At 69.2% G+C, this 19784-nt stretch carries 22 protein-coding genes and 1 pseudogene; 6 read left to right on the top strand and 17 right to left on the bottom strand.

All coding sequences use genetic code 11. The annotated features are described in order from the left end of the window. The 3 genes and pseudogenes from ABI385_RS15300 to fabG all read right to left on the bottom strand — a co-directional run. Nucleotides 1-657, bottom strand: a pseudogene (locus ABI385_RS15300) (Mur ligase); the annotation flags it as partial. A gap of 35 nt (nt 658-692) precedes the next feature. Continuing rightward, entirely contained in the window at nt 693-1454 is a 762-nt protein-coding gene (gene fabI, locus ABI385_RS15295; protein ID WP_348104622.1) for an enoyl-ACP reductase FabI, read from the bottom strand. 63 nt (nt 1455-1517) lie between these two features. Beyond that, on the bottom strand, nt 1518-2270 hold the full coding sequence (fabG, locus tag ABI385_RS15290) for a 3-oxoacyl-ACP reductase FabG (protein WP_348104621.1): 753 nt from the start codon (nt 2268-2270) through the stop codon (nt 1518-1520). Nucleotides 2271-2408: 138 nt separating this feature from the next. Here fabG and ABI385_RS15285 point away from each other — a divergent pair, with 138 nt between their 5' ends. Next, nucleotides 2409-2882 carry a DUF3099 domain-containing protein gene (locus tag ABI385_RS15285; protein ID WP_348104620.1) on the top strand — a complete coding sequence of 158 codons (474 nt, stop codon included), beginning with the start codon at nt 2409-2411 and terminating at the stop codon, nt 2880-2882. A 12-nt stretch (nt 2883-2894) separates the two neighbouring features. Then, nucleotides 2895-3125 (top strand): hypothetical protein, encoded by a 231-nt coding sequence (locus ABI385_RS15280; RefSeq protein WP_348104619.1) that lies wholly within the window; start codon nt 2895-2897, stop codon nt 3123-3125. An 18-nt stretch (nt 3126-3143) separates the two neighbouring features. On the opposite strand, the gene moaA is transcribed toward ABI385_RS15280, so the two are convergent. After that, nucleotides 3144-4172: a GTP 3',8-cyclase MoaA gene (gene moaA, locus ABI385_RS15275; RefSeq protein ID WP_348104618.1), complete on the bottom strand. Its 1029-nt coding sequence runs from the start codon at nt 4170-4172 to the stop codon at nt 3144-3146. A 35-nt stretch (nt 4173-4207) separates the two neighbouring features. On the opposite strand from moaA, the gene ABI385_RS15270 reads away from it, so the two are divergent. After that, on the top strand, nt 4208-5059 hold the full coding sequence (locus ABI385_RS15270) for an SURF1 family protein (RefSeq protein ID WP_348104617.1): 852 nt from the start codon (nt 4208-4210) through the stop codon (nt 5057-5059). Between the two features lie 179 nt (nt 5060-5238). Here ABI385_RS15270 and ABI385_RS15265 read toward each other — a convergent pair whose 3' ends face one another. The 4 genes from ABI385_RS15265 to ABI385_RS15250 form a co-directional block, all read right to left on the bottom strand. Then, complete coding sequence (locus ABI385_RS15265) at nt 5239-7098, bottom strand: ABC transporter ATP-binding protein (protein WP_348104623.1); 1860 nt, start codon at nt 7096-7098, stop codon at nt 5239-5241. 84 nt (nt 7099-7182) lie between these two features. After that, a complete protein-coding gene (locus tag ABI385_RS15260) occupies nt 7183-7986 on the bottom strand; it encodes an enoyl-CoA hydratase/isomerase family protein (RefSeq protein ID WP_348104616.1) in 804 nt (267 codons plus the stop codon). Then, nucleotides 7983-8243, bottom strand: a complete 261-nt coding sequence (locus tag ABI385_RS15255) for a hypothetical protein (protein ID WP_348104615.1) — start codon at nt 8241-8243, stop codon at nt 7983-7985. The genes ABI385_RS15260 and ABI385_RS15255 overlap by 4 nt, the downstream gene beginning before the upstream one ends. Before the next feature lie 114 nt (nt 8244-8357). Then, nucleotides 8358-9956 (bottom strand): ABC-F family ATP-binding cassette domain-containing protein, encoded by a 1599-nt coding sequence (locus ABI385_RS15250; protein WP_348104614.1) that lies wholly within the window; start codon nt 9954-9956, stop codon nt 8358-8360. A gap of 106 nt (nt 9957-10062) precedes the next feature. On the opposite strand from ABI385_RS15250, the gene ABI385_RS15245 reads away from it, so the two are divergent. Beyond that, complete coding sequence (locus tag ABI385_RS15245; RefSeq protein WP_348104613.1) at nt 10063-11184, top strand: peptidoglycan bridge formation glycyltransferase FemA/FemB family protein; 1122 nt, start codon at nt 10063-10065, stop codon at nt 11182-11184. Nucleotides 11185-11188: 4 nt separating this feature from the next. After that, nucleotides 11189-12259 carry an alanine racemase gene (locus ABI385_RS15240; protein ID WP_348104612.1) on the top strand — a complete coding sequence of 357 codons (1071 nt, stop codon included), beginning with the start codon at nt 11189-11191 and terminating at the stop codon, nt 12257-12259. 7 nt (nt 12260-12266) lie between these two features. Here the strand turns inward: ABI385_RS15240 and ABI385_RS15235 are convergent, their stop codons facing one another. After that, nucleotides 12267-12512, bottom strand: coding sequence for a hypothetical protein (locus ABI385_RS15235; RefSeq protein ID WP_348104611.1), 246 nt, complete (start codon nt 12510-12512; stop codon nt 12267-12269). A 2-nt stretch (nt 12513-12514) separates the two neighbouring features. Here ABI385_RS15235 and ABI385_RS15230 point away from each other — a divergent pair, with 2 nt between their 5' ends. Beyond that, a complete protein-coding gene (locus ABI385_RS15230) occupies nt 12515-13531 on the top strand; it encodes a neutral zinc metallopeptidase (protein WP_348104610.1) in 1017 nt (338 codons plus the stop codon). A gap of 14 nt (nt 13532-13545) precedes the next feature. On the opposite strand, the gene ABI385_RS15225 is transcribed toward ABI385_RS15230, so the two are convergent. The 8 genes from ABI385_RS15225 to sufB all read right to left on the bottom strand — a co-directional run. Next, nucleotides 13546-14169: an acVLRF1 family peptidyl-tRNA hydrolase gene (locus tag ABI385_RS15225; RefSeq protein ID WP_348104609.1), complete on the bottom strand. Its 624-nt coding sequence runs from the start codon at nt 14167-14169 to the stop codon at nt 13546-13548. 34 nt (nt 14170-14203) lie between these two features. Next, a complete protein-coding gene (locus ABI385_RS15220; RefSeq protein ID WP_348104608.1) occupies nt 14204-14572 on the bottom strand; it encodes a metal-sulfur cluster assembly factor in 369 nt (122 codons plus the stop codon). Between the two features lie 5 nt (nt 14573-14577). Then, on the bottom strand, nt 14578-15057 hold the full coding sequence (gene sufU, locus ABI385_RS15215; RefSeq protein ID WP_348104607.1) for a Fe-S cluster assembly sulfur transfer protein SufU: 480 nt from the start codon (nt 15055-15057) through the stop codon (nt 14578-14580). Nucleotide 15058: 1 nt separating this feature from the next. Then, complete coding sequence (locus ABI385_RS15210; RefSeq protein ID WP_348104606.1) at nt 15059-16348, bottom strand: SufS family cysteine desulfurase; 1290 nt, start codon at nt 16346-16348, stop codon at nt 15059-15061. Between the two features lie 5 nt (nt 16349-16353). Beyond that, nucleotides 16354-17115, bottom strand: a complete 762-nt coding sequence (gene sufC, locus ABI385_RS15205) for a Fe-S cluster assembly ATPase SufC (RefSeq protein WP_348104605.1) — start codon at nt 17113-17115, stop codon at nt 16354-16356. 6 nt (nt 17116-17121) lie between these two features. Further along, nucleotides 17122-17484, bottom strand: a complete 363-nt coding sequence (locus ABI385_RS15200) for a non-heme iron oxygenase ferredoxin subunit (protein WP_348104604.1) — start codon at nt 17482-17484, stop codon at nt 17122-17124. Next, a complete protein-coding gene (gene sufD, locus ABI385_RS15195) occupies nt 17481-18716 on the bottom strand; it encodes a Fe-S cluster assembly protein SufD (RefSeq protein ID WP_348104603.1) in 1236 nt (411 codons plus the stop codon). Before sufD ends, ABI385_RS15200 begins: the two co-directional genes overlap by 4 nt. After that, nucleotides 18716-19784: Fe-S cluster assembly protein SufB (gene sufB, locus ABI385_RS15190; protein ID WP_348104602.1), on the bottom strand; the 1069-nt coding region annotated here is incomplete at its 5' end. The genes sufD and sufB, both read right to left, overlap by 1 nt.

Genomic DNA, 19784 nt, shown 5'->3' with positions numbered 1-19784 from the left:
ACCGGAGGTGGAGCTCCAGGCGGTGCGCAGCCCGGCCGTCATCGCGATATGGGCAATGAGGCGGGTCGTCGTTGTCTTGCCGTTGGTGCCCGTGACCGAGACGACTGGCACGGACGGTGTCGTCACGGCCGAGGCCGATCCGGGGGGTTCCCTGCGGATGCCTTCTGCGATCGCGGTGAGGATCCGGTCCGGCGTCTCGGCACCGGGCTGCGGACCGTCGTCGGGCTCGAGCAGCTCGCCCAGCGCCGTCCCCAGCGCCTCACCCGCCATCCGCGCCCAGGTCCGGTGCCGCCACGGGAAGGCGATGACCACCTCGTCGACCCGTGACCCGGTGCGCGCCAGGACCGTCAGCCGCCTGGTGCCGACCTCGGCCGCGATCCGGCGCATGACCTGCACCGCCAGCCGCATCACGAACCGTTGCCGCTGCGCCGAGTCGACTCGCCCCGGTCGGGGCGTGCGCAGCCCGAGCCGCCGAGCCAGCTCGACGGCCTCGGAGCGATCCATCGCGAGATAGCCCGGTAGGGCAAGTGACACCTTGATGGTAGGCCGCGGGAAGTAGAGGTTAGGGCCCTCCAGGACGCGTACCTCGAGAGAGCTGACCAGCCTCGGGGCCGCGACGTCGGCTGGGGCGTCAGCCTGCCCGGCGTCCGAGGTCATGACGGCGAGCGTAGTGGGGAGAACGGCAGGTTTGCCTACTGCCCCATGGCATGCACGCCGCCGTCGACGTGCACGATCTCGCCGGTGGTCGCAGGGAACCAGTCGGACAGCAGCGCGACACAGGCCCGCGCCGCGGGGATCGGGTCGTTGACGTCCCAGCCGAGCGGGGCGCGGGCACCCCAGACGCGTTCGAACTGCTCGAAACCGGGAATCGACTTCGCCGCCGTGGTCCGGATGGGACCCGCTGCCACGAGGTTCGCGCGCACCCGCTTGGGGCCGAGGTCCCGGGCCAGGTAGCGGTTGGTCGACTCGAAGGCTGCCTTGGCGACACCCATCCAGTCGTATACAGGCCACGCGAACTTCGCGTCGAACGTCAGCCCCACAATGCTGCCCCCGTCCTGCATCAACGGAAGCGCTCCGACGGCCAAGGCCTTCAGGGAGTATGCCGACGTGTGCAATGCGGTGGACGCGTCCTCCCAGGTGCCCCCGAGGAAGTCGAACGCCCCCTGCGGCGCGAACCCGATCGAGTGCAGGACGCCGTCGAGGCTGTCGACGTGCTCCTTGGTGCGTTCGGCAAGGGTGTCGAGGTCGTCCTGGTTCGTCACGTCCAGCTCGATCACCGGGGGCGTCGTGGGGAGCCGGCGCGAGATCGTCTGGGTGATCTTCATGGTCCGCCCGAACGACGTGAGCACGACCTCAGCGCCTTCCTCCTGGGCCACCTTCGCGACGTGGAACGCGATCGAGGAGTCCATCAGGACGCCGGTGATGAGGAGTCGCTTGCCCTCGAGGATGCCCACGGTGTCGTGCCTTTCGGTCGTTCGATCTGGTGAATGACATTGTGCTGCAGTGGTTCTGGAAGGTCAGTGACCCATGCCTAGACCGCCGTCGACGGGGATGACGGCACCGGTGATGTATGCCGCCCCGGGACTGGCGATGAACCGCACCACCTCGGCGACCTCCTCGGGCGTTGCGAAGCGCCCCGCCGGGATGGAGGCGAGGTAGGTGTCCCGCAGCTTCTCGGGGAGCTCTGCGGTCATGTCCGTGGCGATGAAACCCGGGGCGACGACGTTGGCCGTGATCCCGCGGCCGCCGAGCTCGCGAGAGATCGAGCGCGCCATCCCGACGAGCCCAGCCTTGCTCGCGGCGTAGTTGGCCTGTCCGGGCGAGCCATAGAGGCCGACGACGCTGGAGATGAACACGATCCGGCCCCGACGCAGCCGGATCATGCCCTTGCTCGCCCGGCGTGCGCACTTGAACGACCCCGCCAGGTTGGTGGCCACCACGTCGTCGAAGTCCTCGTCGCTCATTCGCATCAGCAACGTGTCGCGGGTGATGCCGGCGTTGGCGACCAAGACCTCGACCGGACCACCGAGGATCGCCTCGGCCTCGTCGAACGCGGCATTCACCGAAGCGGTGTCCGTGACCTCGCAGCGCACCGCCTTCAGCCCCTCGGGGGCGTCTCCGCTCCGGTTCGTCACGACGACGTCGTCTCCGTCGGCGACGAACGCCCTGGCGATCGACAGACCGATACCGCGGTTGCCTCCCGTCACGAGGACGTTCCGGGGCGTCACCGCAGCCGGACGCCTCGTATCCGTCGTGGCGGCAGTCGTCATTGGTGCTCCGAGAGGGTTTCGGTGGCAGGGCCCGGGGGCGGAGCCCGTGGTGTTCGTCACGCACGCTAGCCGAATACCGGCCGGTATGCCGTGCCCCGGCCGTGAGCGGCCATCACAGCGGCGACGTAGGCTGTGGAGGTGAAGCACCCCGACGAGCAGGACCACCTGCCAGGTCGCCGCCCCCGCGCCCAGGACGTCCAGAACGACCAGGACGCCAGCGCGCCGGTCATCCAGTCAGCGACGTCGGCGCCCCCGTCGGCGGCAGCGGAACAGAGCCGTCGGGTCCGTCGCTATCTCATCGCGATGGGCTTCCGCGCAGTGTGCGGCGTGATGGCCTACTTCACTATGGGCTGGATCCGCTGGACGCTCGTGGCGGCAGCCGTCATCCTGCCGTATATCGCCGTCGTGCTGGCCAACGCCGTCGGTCCGCGTAGCGGCACGGAGATCGCGCCGATCGAAACCCGCGTTCGCGCCCTCGATGCGGAGCCGCAGCCGGGCACCTACCCCACCGTCCCCGGCTACTCGGACCGCACCGGTCTGCCTGACGACACCGGCGCAACCCACCGACCCACCATCCACGGCAAGATCGTGGACGGCGGACTGCCGAGCTGATCCGAGTACCCCGTGGGTGACGTGGCGGGGCGTCCGCTCGCTCTGGTGTGCAGCGCCAAGGCCTGTCGGGCCCCGGCGACTCGGGCCTTGCTGTGGAACAACCCGACGCTCCACACCCCGGAACGGCGCAAGGTTTGGCTGGCCTGCGACACGCATACGGCCACCCTCGGTGACTTCTTGCGGTTGCGCTCGTTCCTCGTCGACACGATCCCCGTCGAGGATCTCGATGACACCCACGGATGAACGGCACACCCGCCGGGCTCAGCCGCCGATGCTCGACATCGGGCGAGCGGGCTGGGTGAACCCGGGTTCGCCGATGCCGTGGCCGCGCTTCTTGCGCCACATCTCGCCGCTGACGAGGTCAGCGAGCTCGGCGTCCGATGCCCCGTCGCGCAGCGGACCGCGCAGGTCGGTCTCGACCTCGGAGAAGAGGCAGTTGCGCACCTGACCGTCGGCGGTGAGCCGGGTGCGGTCGCACGCCGCGCAGAACGGCTCCGAGACGCTGGCGATGATGCCGACCGTCGCGGGTCCCCCGTCGACGAGGAACCGCTCCGCGGGAGCGCTACCCCGGTCCGCGTCGGGCAGCGCGGTGAGGGTGAACCGCTCAGAGAGCCGACTGCGGATCTCGTCCGCGCTGACCATCTGCGTGCGGTCCCAGCCGTGCTGAGCGTCGAGCGGCATCTGTTCGATGAAGCGCAGCTCGTAGCCTCGGTCGAGACACCAGGAGAGCACGTCCGCGACGTCGGCGTCGTTGACCCCGCGCATGGCCACGGCGTTGACCTTGACTGGCGCCAGCCCTGCTTCCGCAGCCGCGGCAAGACCTTTTTCGACGTCGGTGAGGCGGTTTCGGCGAGTCAGTCGGCTGAACGTCTCGGCGTCGATCGTGTCGAGACTGACGTTCACCCGGTCCAGGCCCGCCTCCGCAAGGGCGCCGGCGACGCGCGCCAGCCCGACCCCGTTGGTCGTCATCGCGATCCGCGGACGAGGCTTCAGGGCCGCGATCCCGACGACCAGGTCAACCAGCGAGCGGCGGAGCAGTGGCTCGCCCCCGGTCAGCCGCACCTGCCGCACCCCGAGACCCACGAAGACGCCGATGACCCGTAGCATCTCGGCATCGCTGAGCATCTCCGCCTTGGCCATCCACGGCAGGCCCTCGGCGGGCATGCAGTAGGTGCAGCGGAGGTTGCACCGGTCCGTCACCGACACCCGCAGGTCGCGGGCGACCCGACCGAACCCGTCGGACAGGCCGCTACCCTCGGGTCGCAGGCGGGGGGTGGGAAGGGCGGTCACGACAACACTCTAAGCGGAGCGAGTACCGTGAGGCAGTGTTCAGGGCGATCCTCACGAGACGTATGCTCGGCGGGTTTGCAATCGCCGTGGTGTTTGCCGTCGTGTGCGTCCTACTCGGCCGTTGGCAGTGGGGTCGCTACGAAGACAGACAGGTGCGAGCGACCGCGGTCACGAGCCACTACACCGCGGCTCCCGTCCCGCTGGCCGACGTCCTCGGTCGACTCCCGCTCACCGAGGCCGACGAGTGGCTGCGCGTCACCACCACCGGCCGGTATGCGCCGGCGCAGCTTCTCGTGCGCAACCGGTTTCTCGACGGCTCGGGCGGTCTGGAGGTGCTCGTCCCGCTGGAGCTGGGTGGTGGCTCGGGTGGCACCGGAGGCACTGGCAGCCGCAGCGGCGGCGCACTGTCCGGCAAGCGGCTCCTGGTCGACCGCGGCTGGGTTGCGAACCCCGACGCCGCCGCCGACCTCCCGTCGGTGCCTGCCGCACCCAACGGGGAGGTGACGGTGCAGGGCTGGTTGCGCCCTGGGGAGCCCGACCTCGGCAAGGACCTGCCGGCTGGTCAGCTGGCGAGTATCGACCTGGGGCAGGCGGCGACGCAGACCGGCGGGAGCCTGCTCGACGCATACCTGGTCCTCGACACGGAGCAGAGCGCGGCCGGCGTCCCACCGCGGCCGGCCCCGCTCGAGCAGCCGGACACCGACCTCGGCCCGCACCAGGCATACGCCTTCCAGTGGTGGCTCACATCGGTCTTCGGGTTCGTGTTCCTCGGTTACCGCATCCGTCTGGCGGTCGCCGATGCCGCGGTCCCCGTCACGCCTGCCGAGGGTGAGCCGGTGCCGTCGCGGGTCAAGAAGGTGCGGATCTGGGACCAGGAGGACGCCTGAGGCGACATCGCCGTCATAGCGGCCGGAGCCGCCACAGCCGGGTGTCGCCAAGGTGTGGACAGACAGTGCGCGCAGGTTGATCGAGACGCGCTCATCACGCACGGTGCGCGTGACACGACCGGGGTACCCGCAGGCTTTGGACCGTGCGCCCTCGTGACCGCGAGCGGCCAGAACGGCGGTCAGCGGGTGAGCTCGGCTTCCTCGGCAGCGAACTGCGTCTCGTAGAGATCGGCGTAGAGGCCTCCGCGGGCCAACAGCTCGGAGTGCCGGCCTCGTTCGACGATCCGGCCCTCGTCCACGACGAGGATCTGGTCGGCGCCGCGAACCGTCGAGAGCCGATGGGCGATGACGAGCGAGGTCCGTCCGGACAAGGCCACGTCGAGGGCTCGCTGCACCGCCACCTCGGATTCCGAGTCGAGATGGGCCGTCGCCTCGTCGAGGATGATGACGCGTGGACCTTTGAGGAGCAGCCGCGCGATCGCGAGGCGCTGCTTCTCCCCGCCGGACAACCGGTGCCCCCGGTCTCCCACCACGGTGTCGAGCCCCTCGGGCAGGCTGTCGACCAGGCGCAGCACCTGCGCGGCCGCCAGGGCATCGCGCATCTGCTGCTCGCTGGCATCCGGGTCAGCGTAGGAGAGGTTTGCGCGGATCGTGTCGTGGAACATGTGCGCGTCCTGCGTGACGACTCCGACCGAGTCGTGCAGCGAGCTCATCGACACGTCGCGTAGGTCGACTCCCCCGACCCGCACGGTGCCCGATGTCGGGTCGTAGAGGCGCGCCATCAACGATGTGATGGTGGTCTTGCCGGCACCTGACGGCCCGACGAGGGCGACGAGCTGGCCGGGCTCGACGCTCAGGTCGATGTCATGCAACACCGGCTGGCCCGCCCCCCGGTCGCCCGTGGAGATCGACTCCAACGACCGCAGCGAGACCTCGTCGGCGGAGGGGTACCGGAACGAGACCGAATCGGCCTCGATGCCGAGTGGTCCGTCGGGAAGCGCTGCGGCGTCGGGTTTCTCGACAACCAGCGGCTCGAGGTCGAGGATCTCGAAGACGCGTTCGAAGGACACCAGCGCGGTCATGATATCGACGCGCACGTTGGAGATGGCCGTCAACGGCGAGTAGAGGCGCGCCAGCAGGGCCGCCAGGGCGAGAAGGGTCCCGACCGTGAGCGTCCCGTTGACCGCCATCACGCCGCCGAACCCGTAGACCATGGCGGTCGCCAGCGCCGCGACCAGACCCAGCGCGACCATGAAGACCGTGCGGTTCACCCCGATCCGCACACCGGCGTCGCGCACCCTGGCGGCACGTTCGGCATACTCACGGTCCTCGCGGGCGGGGTTGCCGAACAGCGTGACCAACAAGGCCCCGGCGACGTTGAACCGCTCGGTCATCCGGCTGCCCATGTCGGCGTTGAGGTTCATCTGCAGCTGTGAGAGCCCGGCCAGCCGGCGACCCATCAGTCTTGCCGGGACGATGAAGAACGGCACCAGGGCCAGTGCCCCCAGGGTCAGCTGCCAGGAGAGGGTGAACATGGCCCCGACGATCAGGACCAGCGACAGGGTGTTGCTCACCACGCTGGACAGGACGGACGTGAACGCCGTCTGCGCCCCGATGACGTCGGAGTTGAGCCGGCTCACGAGGGAGCCGGTCTGGGCGCGGGTGAAGAACGCGATCGGCTGGCGCAGCACGTGGGAGAACACCTGCGTGCGCAGGTCGTAGATCAGCCCCTCACCGATTCGTTGCGAGTACCAGCGCTGCACCAGCGTGAGGACCGCGTCGACGACCGAGAGTGCCGCGACGACCAGGGCGAGACGCACCACGACGCCGGAGTCCCGTGGCGTGACCCCGAGGTCGATGATGTCCTTCAGCAGGAGCGGGGAGGCCACCATGACGAACGCGTCGACGACCACGATCACGAGGAACACCAGGATCGGCCGCAGGAACGGCCTGGCATAGCCCAGGACTCGGCGTCGGGTGCCGGGGCGCAGCCCCTGGCCGACGACAGAGGAGTCCTGCGTCATCGACCGCATCATCATCCACGGAGAGGTACTCACCGAAACCTCCTCGCGGTGTACGTGTGGTCCTGCGTGCTCAACACCTCGCCGACGGGCGGGTATTCCTCACGGAACCGACCGGGCAGGCGCGGGTATGCGTGTCGCCATCGCCGTGAGCAGCCGCGTCTGGGCGTCGCGCTCGGCGCGCAGCTGGTCGGCGGGTGACGCCTCTGCAGCATTGCGCAGCAGGGGTTTGAGCTCACGCAGCGCGTCGCGTGGCGCCGCCAGGAGCGCAGCCACCAGGTCGTCGACCGCCGCGTCGAGGGTGTCCGCCGGCACAGCCGCGCTCGCCAACCCGATGTCCACCGCCTCCCGAGCACCGACGAACCGGCCGGTCGCGCAGATCTCCATCGCCCGCGCGTAGCCGACGAGGTCCACGAGCGGCTTGCTCCCGCCGAGGTCCGGGACCAGCCCGAGGCTCGTCTCACGCATCGCCAGGAGCGCATCCTCGGCGAGCAGACGCAGGTCGGCCGCGAGGGCCAGCTGGAACCCGGCGCCGATCGCGTGACCCTGAACGACGGCGACGACGACCGCGGGGACACTCGACCACACGGTGAAGCCGCGCTGGAACCCCGCGATCACCTCGTCGAGCCTGTCGCCGGACGTGGCGGCGAGGGTCAGGAGGTCCGTCTCACCGGGCAGTCCGCCGGGCTGCCGCATCCGGCGGTGCAGGCCCGCCGAGAACGAGGTTCCGTCGCCGCGCAGCAGCACGACACGTACCTCGTCGGGGACGGCCGCGCCCACCTCGGCGAGCGCCCTCCAGAGCGACGGCACCTGGGCGTTGCGCTCGGCGGGGTTGGCAAGGGTCACCGTCTGGACCGGTCCCTCGCGGGAGACCCGCAGCCACGGGTGAGGTGCGTCGTCGGTCATCTGGGCAGGGTAACCGGCACTGCGCGACAGTCGGTGCGCACGCCCCAAGGCGCGGTCACGGGAAGCGGTCGGACCAGGGGCTCCGCCCGAGCCACGACGAGCCGAGCCAGGGCTTCGGTGTCGGAAAGCGTCCCGGGCACCACCTCGACGCCCTCGTCACCAGCCTGTTTCGCCATCCGGTCGCGAAGCACCCCCTCCGCGACCAGGTAGGTGATGACCACGACACGGGCGATGCCCGCGGAGCGCAGCCGGGCCACGACCTCGGCGAGCGTGTCCCCACCGGCCAGCGCTGCGACGACCCACGGGCCCCACCCCGACAGCGGCTGGTCATCACGACCAATATGAACCGGGACCTTCTGTGACGGGTGTGGTCAGGCCAGCGAGACCAGGTCGCGGTAGTCCGCGCCCCAGAAGTCCTCGACGCCGTCGGGCAACAGCAGGACCCGCTCCGGTTCGAGCGCGGCCACAGCGCCCTCGTCGTGGCTGACCAGGACGACGGCGCCCTTGTAGGTGCGCAGCGCTCCGAGGATCTCCTCGCGCGACGCCGGGTCGAGGTTGTTGGTCGGCTCGTCGAGCAGCAGGACGTTCGCCGACGAGACCACGAGCATCGCCAGCGACAGCCGCGTCTTCTCCCCGCCGGACAGGACGCGGGCCGGCTTGTCCACGTCGCTCCCGGAGAAGAGGAACGAACCCAGCACCTTGCGTACCTCGGTCTCGCCGAGCGACGGGGCGGCCGTCTTCATGTTCTGCAGCACTGTGCGGCCGATGTCGAGGTTCTCGTGCTCCTGCGCGTAGTAACCGAGCTTGAGCCCGTGCCCCGGCTCCACCTGGCCCGTGTCGGGCTGGTCGACGCCCCCGAGGATCCGCAGCAGCGTGGTCTTGCCCTCGCCGTTGAGGCCGAGCACCACCACCCGCGACCCGCGGTCGATCGCCAGGTCGACGTCGGTGAACACCTCGAGCGACCCGTAGGACCGGGACAGGCCGGAGGCGCGCAGCGGCGTACGCCCCGATGGTGCCGGGTCGGGGAACCGGATCTTCGCTACCTTGTCCTGCGCCCGCTCACCCTCGAGCCCGGCGAGCATCCGCTCGGCGCGTCGGGCCATGTTCTGTGCCGCAACGGCTTTCGTCGCCTTCGCGCGCATCTTGTCCGCCTGGGCGAGAAGGGCTCCGGCCTTCTTCTCAGTGTTGGCGCGCTCACGTCGTCGCCGGCGTTCGTCGCTCTCGCGCTGGGCCAGGTAGGGCTTCCAGCCGATGTTGTACAGGTCGAGCTCCGCGCGGTTGGCGTCGAGGTGGAACACCCGGTTCACCACGGTGTCGAGCATCTGGACGTCGTGGCTGATCACGACCAGACCACCCTGGTATGCCCGCAGCCAGTCGCGCAGCCACACCACTGAGTCGACGTCGAGGTGGTTGGTCGGCTCGTCGAGCAGCAGGGTCTGGGCGCCGGAGAAGAGGATTCGGGACAGCTCCACGCGGCGTCGCTGACCACCCGACAGCGTGCTCAGCGGCTGGTCGAGGATGCGCTCCTCGAGCGACAGCGCCGAGGCGATCGCCGCCGCCTCCGACTCGGCCGCATACCCGCCCTGTGCCGTGAACTCCGCCTCCAGCCGCGTGTAGCGGGTCATCGCCTTGTCTCGGACCTGCTCGTCCTCAGAGGCCATCCGCTTCTCGGCCTCGCGCATGTCGCGGATCGTCTGGTCGAGCCCACGGGCGGACAGGATCCGGTCCCGGGCAAGCATCGTGAGGTCTCCGGTGCGCGGGTCCTGCGGGAGGTAGCCCACCTCACCGCTGCGCGTCACGCTCCCGGCAGCGGGCTGGCCGTCGCCGGCAAGGACCTTGGTCAGGGTTGTCTTGCCCGAGCCGTTGCGTCCGACCAGCCCGACCCGGTCACCAGCGGCGATCCGGAACGTCGCGCCGTCGACGAGGAGGCGGGACCCAGCACGCAGCTCGATCCCGGTGGCGACGATCACGGCGGACCCACTTCACTCGCACGGCCGGTTGACACTCCATTCTGCCAGCGCGATCCCCCAGCGCCGAATCCGTTTTCCCGGGCGCGCTCGGGTAGCCTCGCTGCCCGTGAGCAGCCGCGACATCTCCGTGCGTGTCGTCGACCCGGTCCAGCACCTCGAGCTCGTCACGGCGCGGTCGGGCAGCTTCTTGCAGACGCCCGCCTGGGGTCGGCTGAAGTCGGACTGGCGCGCGGAGTCCCTGGGCTGGTTCGACGGCGACACCATGATCGGGGCCGGCTTGGTGCTCTACCGCAGCCTGCCCCGGATCGGACGCTCGTTGGCCTACCTGCCCGAGGGCCCGGTCATCGACTGGGACGGTCCCGCTGTCCTGGACGTGCTGGCGACCCTGCGCGACCACGTGCAGAGCCAGGGCGCGTTCGCGTTGCGGATCGGACCGACAGCGTCGGTGCGCCGTTGGGGCGCCACCACGCTCAAGGCGGCGATGGCCGACGACACCGTCGTCTCGTTGCGGACCGTTGCTCCGGACGAGACCAGCCAGCCTGGCGAACGGCTGCGTACCGTCTTGGAGCGACTGGGTTTCGCGCACCTCGACTCCGAGGACGGTTTCTCAGCGGGCCAGCCGCAGTACGTCTTCCAGGTGCCGCTCGCCGGGCGAACCGAGGCCGAGCTGCTCACCGGAATGAACCAGCTCTGGCGCCGGAACATCAAGAAGGCCGACAAGGCCGGCGTCGAGGTCACCCGCGGCACCGCCCTGGACCTGGCCGCGTTCCACGAGGTCTACGTCGAGACCGCTGCGCGGGACCATTTCACCCCGCGGCCGCTGGGCTACTTCCAGCGGATGTTCGAGGTGATGACCGAGGAGGATCCGGATCGGATCCGCCTCTACCTCGCCCGGCACGAGGGTGACGTGGTCGCGGCGACGACCTGGGTGCGGGTCGGAAGACATACGTGGTACTCGTATGGCGCCTCGACCGCGACCAAACGTGAGGTGCAAGGCTCGACGGCGGTCCAGTGGCGGATGATGCGAGACGCCCTGGCGGCCGGCGCCGACGTCTATGACCTGCGCGGCATCACGGACACGGTCGCGTCGAACGACTCCCACATCGGGCTGATCCGGTTCAAGGTCGGGACCGGCGGCGAGGCGGTGGAGTTCGCTGGCGAGTGGGAGCTTCCGCTGAACCGTTTGCTGCACAAGGCTTTCAGTCTCTACATGCGAAGGCGCGGCTGATCGCATGGCCGTCACTCTGTATGTGGACGCCGCCCGCTGGCGTCGGCACCTGAGCCAGACCATCACGGCCAGCCCAGGCCTCATCCCGGTGATCAAGGGCTGCGGCTACGGGTTCGGTCTCGACCTGCTCGTCGCCGAGGCGAGCCGTCTGCACGGGTCCCACGGTGTTGGCACCGTCGCCGTCGGAACGTACTGCGAGGCACCGGTCGCCCTCGGGGTATTCCCCGGCGACGTCCTCGTGATGGAGCCTTACCGGCCGTCGATCCACGGGTCCCTTGCGCACCTGTCGCACCCGTCACTTGTCCACACGGTCACCTACGGTGCCGACGTCGCGGACCTGGTCGGTAGAGTAGGTCGTCCGCGCGTCGTCGTCGAAGGACTCTCCTCGATGAACCGGCACGGTGTCCCGGCTCCCTATCTGGGCGAGACGCTGGCGAGCCTGGGTGACGCCGAGCTGGTCGCCGTCGGCCTGCATCTGCCCCTGGGCACCGGTCACCTCGAGGAGATCCGTCGCTGGGTCGACCTCGTTGACGGCCTGGCCGACGGGTCGGAGCAGTCGGGGACGCCCGTAGACCGGTGGCAGGTCTCGCACGTCACTCCGGCCGAGCTCGCGAGTCTCTCCGCGGCATACCCGCGGCGGTCGTTCGAGGCCCGGGTGGGAACCGAGCTGTGGCTGGGAGATCCCGGTGCCCTCGTCGTGCGGGCTCACGTGCTCGACGTGCGGCCGGTGGCCCGCGGTGACCATGCCGGGTACCGGCAGCGGCGGCTCGCCGCGGGCCACCTCCTCGTGGTGAGTGGTGGGACAAGTCACGGGGTCGCGCTGGAGGCACCCCGTGCTGTCGACTCGGTGCGGGGTCGGGTGATCGTGCTCGCCGAGAGCGCGCTGGAGGCGGCGGGTCGGGTTCGATCGCCGTTCACGGTGTCGGGCCGCAACGCCTGGTTCGTCGAACCACCCCACATGCAGGTCAGCCTGCTGTCGCTGCCCGACGGAGTCACTCCCCCGGCGGTGGGTGTCGAGGTCGAGGTGCGGGTGCGGCTGACGATCCTGCGGGCGGACGCCGTCACCCTGCGCTGAGCTCCCGTCAGCTCGGCGCCCGCATCCGCCAGGCGACGGTGACGAGCTCTGCCAGCTGATCGACGTCGACCTCGTCCAGCCGGAGCATCATCAGCGGCCAACCGTCATAAGCCGGCGCGGTGAAGAAGCCGCACATCCGCTGCGTCAGGCACACCGCCCGCTGGGTCACCAGAGTGCGCCACGCGCGGTTAGGGTGAGCACGTCCGCGATCCGGTTCAGTCCGGTTGCCCCGCACCGCGTCCCAGGAGGCCATCGGTGACCTTCAACGAGAACGTCCAGCTCGACACCTCCCAGGTCACCTCGGGAGGCAGCGCGGGCGGCACAGGCGGTCTCGGGGGTGGTCTCGGCGGCGGCCGCGGCGGCGGCCGCGGAGGTGGCTACGGCGGTGGCGGCAACTTTCCCGGGGGCATCCAGGTCGGCGGTGGCATCGGCGGGCTGATCGTGCTGGTCCTGCTGTTCGTCTTCGGCGGCGGACTTCTGGGGAACGGAGGTACCCAGAGCAGCGGGGGCCAGTCACAGACCTCCACCGGGTCGCTCGACCCGGCGCAGGTTGCTGCGGGCGGCTCTCAGCCGAGTGCCGGGTTTGCCCAGTGCAAAACCGGCGCCGACGCCAACAAGAACGACCAGTGTCTGGTCATCGCCACCGTCAACAGCGTCCAGTCCTACTGGGCCAAGGCGTTGCCTCAGTACGGACGGCAGTACACCTCCGCGAAGACCGTGCTCTACTCCGGGCAGACCCAGTCCGGCTGCGGCACCGCCTCCAACCAGGTCGGGCCGTTCTACTGCCCGCTCGACGGCCTCGTCTACATCGACGCCAGCTTCTTCCAGCAGCTCCAGCAGGACTTCGGCTCCGACGGAGGACAGCTGGCCAAGGAATACGTCATCGCCCACGAGTACGGCCACCACATCCAGGACATCCTGGGTGTCCTCGGGCGTGCTCAGCAGGACCCACAGGGTGCCGAGTCGGGCTCCGTGCGTCTCGAGCTGATGGCCGACTGCCTCGCCGGTATGTGGGTCAAGAACGCCACCCAGACCACCGACGCCAAAGGCACGACGTTCCTGAAGCCGATCAGCCAGCAAGACGTCCAGTCGGCGCTGTCAGCCGCCTCCGCGGTCGGCGACGACCGGATCCAGAAGGCCTCGACGGGCAGGGTCAACCCCGAGACGTGGACCCACGGGTCGAGCGCGCAACGACAGAAGTGGTTCCTCACGGGCTATCAATCGGGCGACCTCAACCAGTGCAACACCTTTGCCGCGACCAACCTCGGCTGAGCAGGTCAGGGGCGTCAGAACATCTCAGGCCATCCATCCCGCGGCAACGGCTCGGTGAGGGTGATCCGCACGCTGCGGCCACGGTCGAGCGCGCGCTCCAGTACGTCGCGCCTGGGGTCGGGTAGGTCGTAAAACTCACGTCGGGGCAGCCCGACCAGCGCCCGAAGTGAGTGCGCCGCAAGGACGTCGGCGGCGAGGGTACGATCCCCACCGAGGACCAGAGCAGCCGGTATGACTGGTGACCCTGCTCGGGGAGACTCGTTGCCGCCCAGCAGGATCCGTACGGTGTGACCGGTGACTGCCTCGACCAGCGCGTCCGCCTGGTTGCCGCGTCTGCGGGCGAACCGTTGCTGCGACCACCCCCCGGCCGCCGTCCGTGACTGGACGTGCCGCTTCCCGACCTTCGACTCGGTGAACCGGCCGCCCACAGCGAGGCCGACGGCATACCCGCCTCTGCGAACGAGAACGACCCCGATCGGGTCGTGGCTGAACCACTCCATCTCGGCGCGGGCGCCGTCACCGCCCGTCAACGCGACGATGCGACCGGCATCGTCGTGCGTCTCAGCGCCGTCGTGTCGTTCGCCGAAACCGGCAACCCACCGGGCCAACCGTTCTGGCCCGACCTCGACGACCCTCACAGGTCCGCCACGGCCAGGTCCCCTCGACGTCGGGTCAGAGGTTGAAGCCGAGCGCCCGCAGCTGCTCGCGCCCGTCGTCGGTGATCTTGTCCGGGCCCCACGGCGGCATCCAGACCCAGTTGATCCGGAAACCGCTGACCAGGCCTTCGAGCGCCTGCCCGGTCTGGTCCTCGATGACGTCGGTCAGCGGGCACGCCGCCGAGGTCAAGGTCATGTCGATGATCGCGGTCGACTCTGAGTCGACGGTGATGCCGTAGACCAGTCCGAGGTCGACGACGTTGATGCCGAGCTCCGGGTCGACGACGTCGCGCATGGCCTCCTCGACGTCGGCCACGTTGGCGGGTGTGCTCGCGCTGGTCTGGGTGGTCTGGGTCGTCTGGGTGGTCTGGGTGGTGTCCGTCATGGCGGTCAGCCCTTCTGGGTTGCGGGTGCGGGTGCGGTGGACGAGATATCGACGCCAGAGCGGGCCAGAGCGTCCGTGAAGGCGCTCCACCCGAGCAGGGCGCACTTGACCCGGGCGGGGTACTTCGAGACGCCCGCGAAGGCGATGCCGTCACCGATGACGTCCTCGTCGCCCGGATCCTGGCCCTTCGAGGTGAGCATGGCCCGGGTCGCTTCGTAGGCCGCGAGCGCCTCACGGACGGTGTGGCCGGTGACGAGCTCGGTGAGAACCGAGGTGGAGGCGACACTGATCGAGCAACCCAGCGCGTCGTAGGAGACGTCGACGACCCTCGCGTCGAGGCTGGCACCGTCGAGGTCGACGCGCAGGGTGATCTCGTCACCGCAGGTCGGGTTGACGTGGTGGGCCTCGGCATCGAACGGCTCCCGCAGTCCGGCACCGTGCGGCCGCTTCGAGTGCTCGAGGATCAGCTCCTGGTAGAGATCCATGTCAGGCCCCGACCCCGAAGATCGCGGGCACCTCGTCGAGGGCCGCCAGCAGCGCATCGACCTCACCGACCGTGTTGTATGCCGCGAAGCTCGCCCGCGACGTCGCGGTCACCCCGAGCGCCCGGTGCAGCGGCCAGGCACAGTGGTGACCCACCCGGACGGCGACACCGGCATCGTCGAGGACCTGCCCGACATCGTGCGCATGCACGCCGTCGACCACGAAGGCGACCGTGGCGCCGCGGTCGGCACCAAGGTCCGGTCCGACGACGCGCACCCAGGGGCGCTGCGCCAGCCCCTTCAGCAGGTGCTCGCAGAGCGACTGCTCGTGCGCCTCGACCCGGTCCATCCCGAGCTCGGCGAGGTATTGGGCGGCGACCGACAGGCCGATCGCCTGCGCCGCCATGGGCACGCCGGCCTCGAACTTCTGGGGCACGGGTGCGTAGGTCGACCCCTCCATCGTCACGGTCTCGATCATCGAGCCGCCCGTGAGGAAGACCGGCATCTCGTCGAGCACCTCGGACCGACCCCAGAGGACGCCGATCCCCAACGGTCCCAACATCTTGTGGCCGCTGAAGGCGAGCAGGTCGACCCCGAGCCGGGTCACGTCGACGGCCAGGTGCGGCACCGACTGGCACGCGTCGAGCACGGCCAGAGCCCCGACGTCGTGTGCGCGGTCGGCCAGCAGGCGTACCGGGTTGACGGTCCCGAGAACGTTCGAGACATGGGTGAAGGCGAACACCTTGGTGCGGGTGCTAAGCAGCGTGTCGAGGTCCGTCAGATCAAGCCGCCCGTCGCCCGTGACCGGGACCCACCGCAGCGTCGCGCCGGTGCGCCGACAGAGCTCCTGCCACGGCACGAGGTTGGCGTGGTGCTCCATCTCGGTGACGAGCACCTCGTCGCCAGGCTGGAGAGTGAACCGCGACCCCGCTCCCCCGCCGCCACCGTGGGTGGCGTTCGAGAACGCGTAGGCGACCAGGTTGAGCGCCTCGGTGGCGTTCTTGGTGAACACCACCTGCTCGGAAGTGGCGCCGATGAACGCGGCGATCGTCTCGCGAGCCGTCTCGTATGCCTCGGTGCCCTCCTCGGAGAGCTGGTGGGCGCCGCGGTGGACGGCCGAGTTGTGCCGCTCGTAGAACTCACGCTCGGCGTCGAGGACGACGGTTGGTTTATGCGACGTAGCTCCGGAGTCGAGGTACACCAACGGTTTTCCGTCACGCACGGTGCGCGCGAGGATGGGGAAGTCGGCCCGGATCCGGGCCGACTCCTCGTCGGTGAACGGGTGTGCTGTCACGAGTGTCAGCCCTGGGCAACCGTCAGATAGCGGTCGTAGCCTTCGTCCTCGAGCCGGTCGGCGAGCTCCTTGCCGCCCTCCTCGACGATCCGGCCGTCGATGAAGACGTGCACGAAGTCGGGCTCGATGTAGCGCAGGATCCGGGTGTAATGCGTGATGAGAAGTACGCCCACGTCACCGCTTGCCTTGACGCGGTTGACGCCCTCGGAGACGACCTTGAGCGCGTCGACGTCCAGACCCGAGTCGGTCTCGTCGAGGATCGCGATCGAGGGCTTGAGCAGCTCCATCTGGAGGATCTCGTGACGCTTCTTCTCGCCACCGGAGAAGCCCTCGTTGACGTTGCGCTCTGCGAAGGCCGGGTCGATGCGCAGCTTCTCCATCGCGCCCTTCATGTCCTTGACCCAGGTGCGCAGCTTTGGCGCCTCGCCGTCGACCGCGGTTTTGGCGGTGCGCAGGAAGTTGGAGACGGTCACACCAGGAACCTCGACGGGGTACTGCATGGCCAGGAACAGTCCCGCGCGGGCGCGCTCGTCGACCTTCATCGCGAGCACGTCCTCACCGTCGAGGGTGACGCTGCCCTCGGTGACCTTGTAGCGCGGGTGTCCGGCGACCGAATAGGCCAGCGTGGACTTTCCGGATCCGTTGGGGCCCATGATGGCGTGGGTCTCGCCGGAGCTCACCGTGAGGTCGACACCACGAAGGATCTCCTTCGCGCCGCCCTCCACCTCCACGGTGACATGCAGGTCGCGAATCTCGAGGGTGGTCATGGGTGCTCACTTCTCCTGAAGATGGACATAGACGTGGGTGCCGGCGACACGGACGGCGTGGACGGCGACGGGGACGGTCGCGGGAGGACCGGTGGGGTCGCCGGTGCGCAGGTCGAACCGTGAGCCGTGCAGCCAGCATTCGAGGGTGCAGCCGTCGACCTCTCCCTCGGACAGGGAGACGTGGCCGTGGGTGCACTGGTCGTCGATAGCGTGGATGTCGCCGTCACCGTCGCGCACCATCGCGAGGATCGAGCCGTCGACGTCCGCTTGTGCGGCGGTGCTGACCGCCAGGTCCTCGACCTCGCACACGTAGACAAAGCCGTCGGCCGTGCGCTGGACCTCGGCCGGCGGCACGGGCTGGGCGCTCACGCGCTCGCCTTCAGCGCTTCGGCGCCGGCCCGCTGTGCGGTGGCCAGCTCGTCGTCAATGTCGGCGTAGAGCCGTTCGCGCAGGTCGGCGACGGGGATCTGGTTGACCACGTCGACCAGAAACCCACGAACGACCAGGCGACGCGCCTCGTCCGCGGGGATGCCACGAGCCTGCAGATAGAACAGCTGCTCGTCATCGAACCGACCGGTCGCCGAGGCGTGTCCTGCTCCGATGATCTCACCGGTCTCGATCTCGAGGTTGGGCACGGAGTCGGCACGGGCGCCCTCTGTCAGGACCAGGTTGCGGTTGAGCTCATAGGTCTCGGTGCCCTCGGCTATCGCGCGGATCAGCACGTCGCCTACCCAGACCGTGTGGGCCGAGTCCCCTTGCAGCGCACCCTTGTAGGTGACGCTGCTGCGGCAGTGCGGGGCGTCGTGGTCAACGAAGCTGCGGTGCTCGAGGTGCTGTCCGGCGTCGGCGAAGTAGACGCCGAGCAGCGTGGCGAAACCGCCGGGGCCGGCATACCGGACGTTGGTGTTGATCCGGACGATGCTGCCCCCGAGGCTCACCACGATGTGCTTGTAGGTCGCGTCGCGGCCGACGAGCGCGTCGTGCTGCCCGAGGTGGTGCGACTCATCGCCCCAGCTCTGGATGGTGACGACAGTGAGGTCGGCGCCGTCACCGACGACCACCTCGACGTTTCCGGCGTGCTCCGCGTCGCCCTCGTGGTCGAGCACGACGACGGCCTTGCTGTGCCGACCAGCCTCGATCACGTGGTGGGCGTTGCTGCGCGCGCCGCCCACTCCTATGACACGGATGTTGACGGGCTCGGTCAGCTCGGCGTCGGCTGGGATGCGGACGTGCAGCGCTTCGGGGGTGTTCGCGCTGGCGACGACGGCCGCCCGGTCGGCGGGCACGAGCACAGTGCCGCGCGGCGCCTGACCCGGCGCGAGCGATCCGACCACCACGCCGTCGGGAGCGGAAACGGCATACGTCACCGCACCATCCTGCGTGGGGGTGTCGGTCAGCAGCGAACGCAAGCGGTCGACAGGCGTGAACCGCCACTCCTCCTCACGCCCCGTCGGCATGCCGAACGCGGCGACGTCGAACGACGTCACCCGCTCGGCGCGCGACTGGTCGGGGACAAACGCCGCGGCCGAGTCGGTATGGCCGTTCTGGCCGGGCGCCGAATCCTGAGCACTCGCGGTGGACGACTTTTCCAACAGCGGCATCAGCCGACTGCTCCTTCCATCTGCAGCTCGATCAGGCGGTTGAGCTCGAGGGCGTACTCCATGGGCAGCTCGCGCGCGATGGGCTCGACGAACCCGCGCACGATCATGGCCATGGCCTCCTCCTCCGTCATCCCGCGGGACTGGAGGTAGAAGAGCTGGTCGGCAGACACTTTGGAAACCGTCGCCTCGTGGCCCATCTGGACGTCGTCCTCGCGGACGTCGACGTAGGGGTAGGTGTCGGACCGGCTGATCTGGTCGACGAGCAGCGCGTCGCAACGCACCGTCGACTTGCTGTTGTGAGCGCCTTCCATGACCTGGACCAGGCCCCGGTAGGAGGTACGACCGCCGCCTCGCGCGACCGACTTGCTGACGATGGTCGACGAGGTGTTGGGCGCCGCGTGCACCATCTTGGCGCCGGCGTCCTGATGCTGGCCCTCGCCCGCGAAGGCGACGGACAGCGTCTCACCCCGAGAGTGCTCGCCGAGCAGGAACACGGCCGGGTACTTCATCGTCACCTTGGAGCCGATGTTGCCGTCGATCCACTCCATCGTCGCGCCCTCGGCGCAGGTGGCGCGCTTGGTGACAAGGTTGTAGACGTTGTTGGACCAGTTCTGAATGGTCGTGTACCGGACTCGGGCGTTCTTCTTGACGATGATCTCGACAACCGCGGAGTGCAACGAGTCGGACGAGTAGATCGGCGCGGTGCAGCCCTCGACGTAGTGCACCGAGGACCCCTCGTCGGCGATGATCAGGGTTCGCTCGAACTGGCCCATGTTCTCGGTGTTGATCCGGAAGTAGGCCTGCAGCGGGATGTCCACGTGGATGCCCGGTGGTACGTAGATGAACGAGCCGCCCGACCAGACAGCGGTGTTGAGCGAAGCGAACTTGTTGTCCCCGGCCGGGATCACCGAGGTGAAGTACTCGCGGAACAGGTCCTCGTGCTCGCGCAGCCCGGTGTCGGTGTCGACGAAGATGACGCCCTTCTCCTGCAGGTCCTCGCGGATCTGGTGGTAGACGACCTCGGACTCGTACTGCGCCGCCACCCCCGCGACGAGGCGCTGCTTCTCT

It is taken from the genome of Lapillicoccus sp. (genome assembly GCF_039935575.1).
In the GTDB taxonomy this organism is placed as follows: Bacteria; Actinomycetota; Actinomycetes; order Actinomycetales; family Dermatophilaceae; genus Lapillicoccus.
Note: the sequence above shows the minus strand (reverse complement) of the source record. Positions and strands in the feature narration are given on the sequence as shown.

Excerpts from the sequence above, each read along its gene's own strand:
- fabG (WP_348104621.1), bottom strand. The coding sequence starts at position 2,270 with ATGACGACTGCCGCCACGACGGATACGAGGCGTCCGGCTGCGGTGACG.
- ABI385_RS15265 (WP_348104623.1), bottom strand. The coding sequence starts at position 7,098 with ATGATGATGCGGTCGATGACGCAGGACTCCTCTGTCGTCGGCCAGGGG.
- ABI385_RS15260 (WP_348104616.1), bottom strand. The coding sequence starts at position 7,986 with ATGACCGACGACGCACCTCACCCGTGGCTGCGGGTCTCCCGCGAGGGA.
- ABI385_RS15240 (WP_348104612.1), top strand. The coding sequence starts at position 11,189 with ATGGCCGTCACTCTGTATGTGGACGCCGCCCGCTGGCGTCGGCACCTG.
- ABI385_RS15235 (WP_348104611.1), bottom strand. The coding sequence starts at position 12,512 with ATGGCCTCCTGGGACGCGGTGCGGGGCAACCGGACTGAACCGGATCGC.
- ABI385_RS15220 (WP_348104608.1), bottom strand. The coding sequence starts at position 14,572 with ATGACGGACACCACCCAGACCACCCAGACGACCCAGACCACCCAGACC.
- sufU (WP_348104607.1), bottom strand. The coding sequence starts at position 15,057 with ATGGATCTCTACCAGGAGCTGATCCTCGAGCACTCGAAGCGGCCGCAC.
- sufC (WP_348104605.1), bottom strand. The coding sequence starts at position 17,115 with ATGACCACCCTCGAGATTCGCGACCTGCATGTCACCGTGGAGGTGGAG.
- sufD (WP_348104603.1), bottom strand. The coding sequence starts at position 18,716 with ATGCCGCTGTTGGAAAAGTCGTCCACCGCGAGTGCTCAGGATTCGGCG.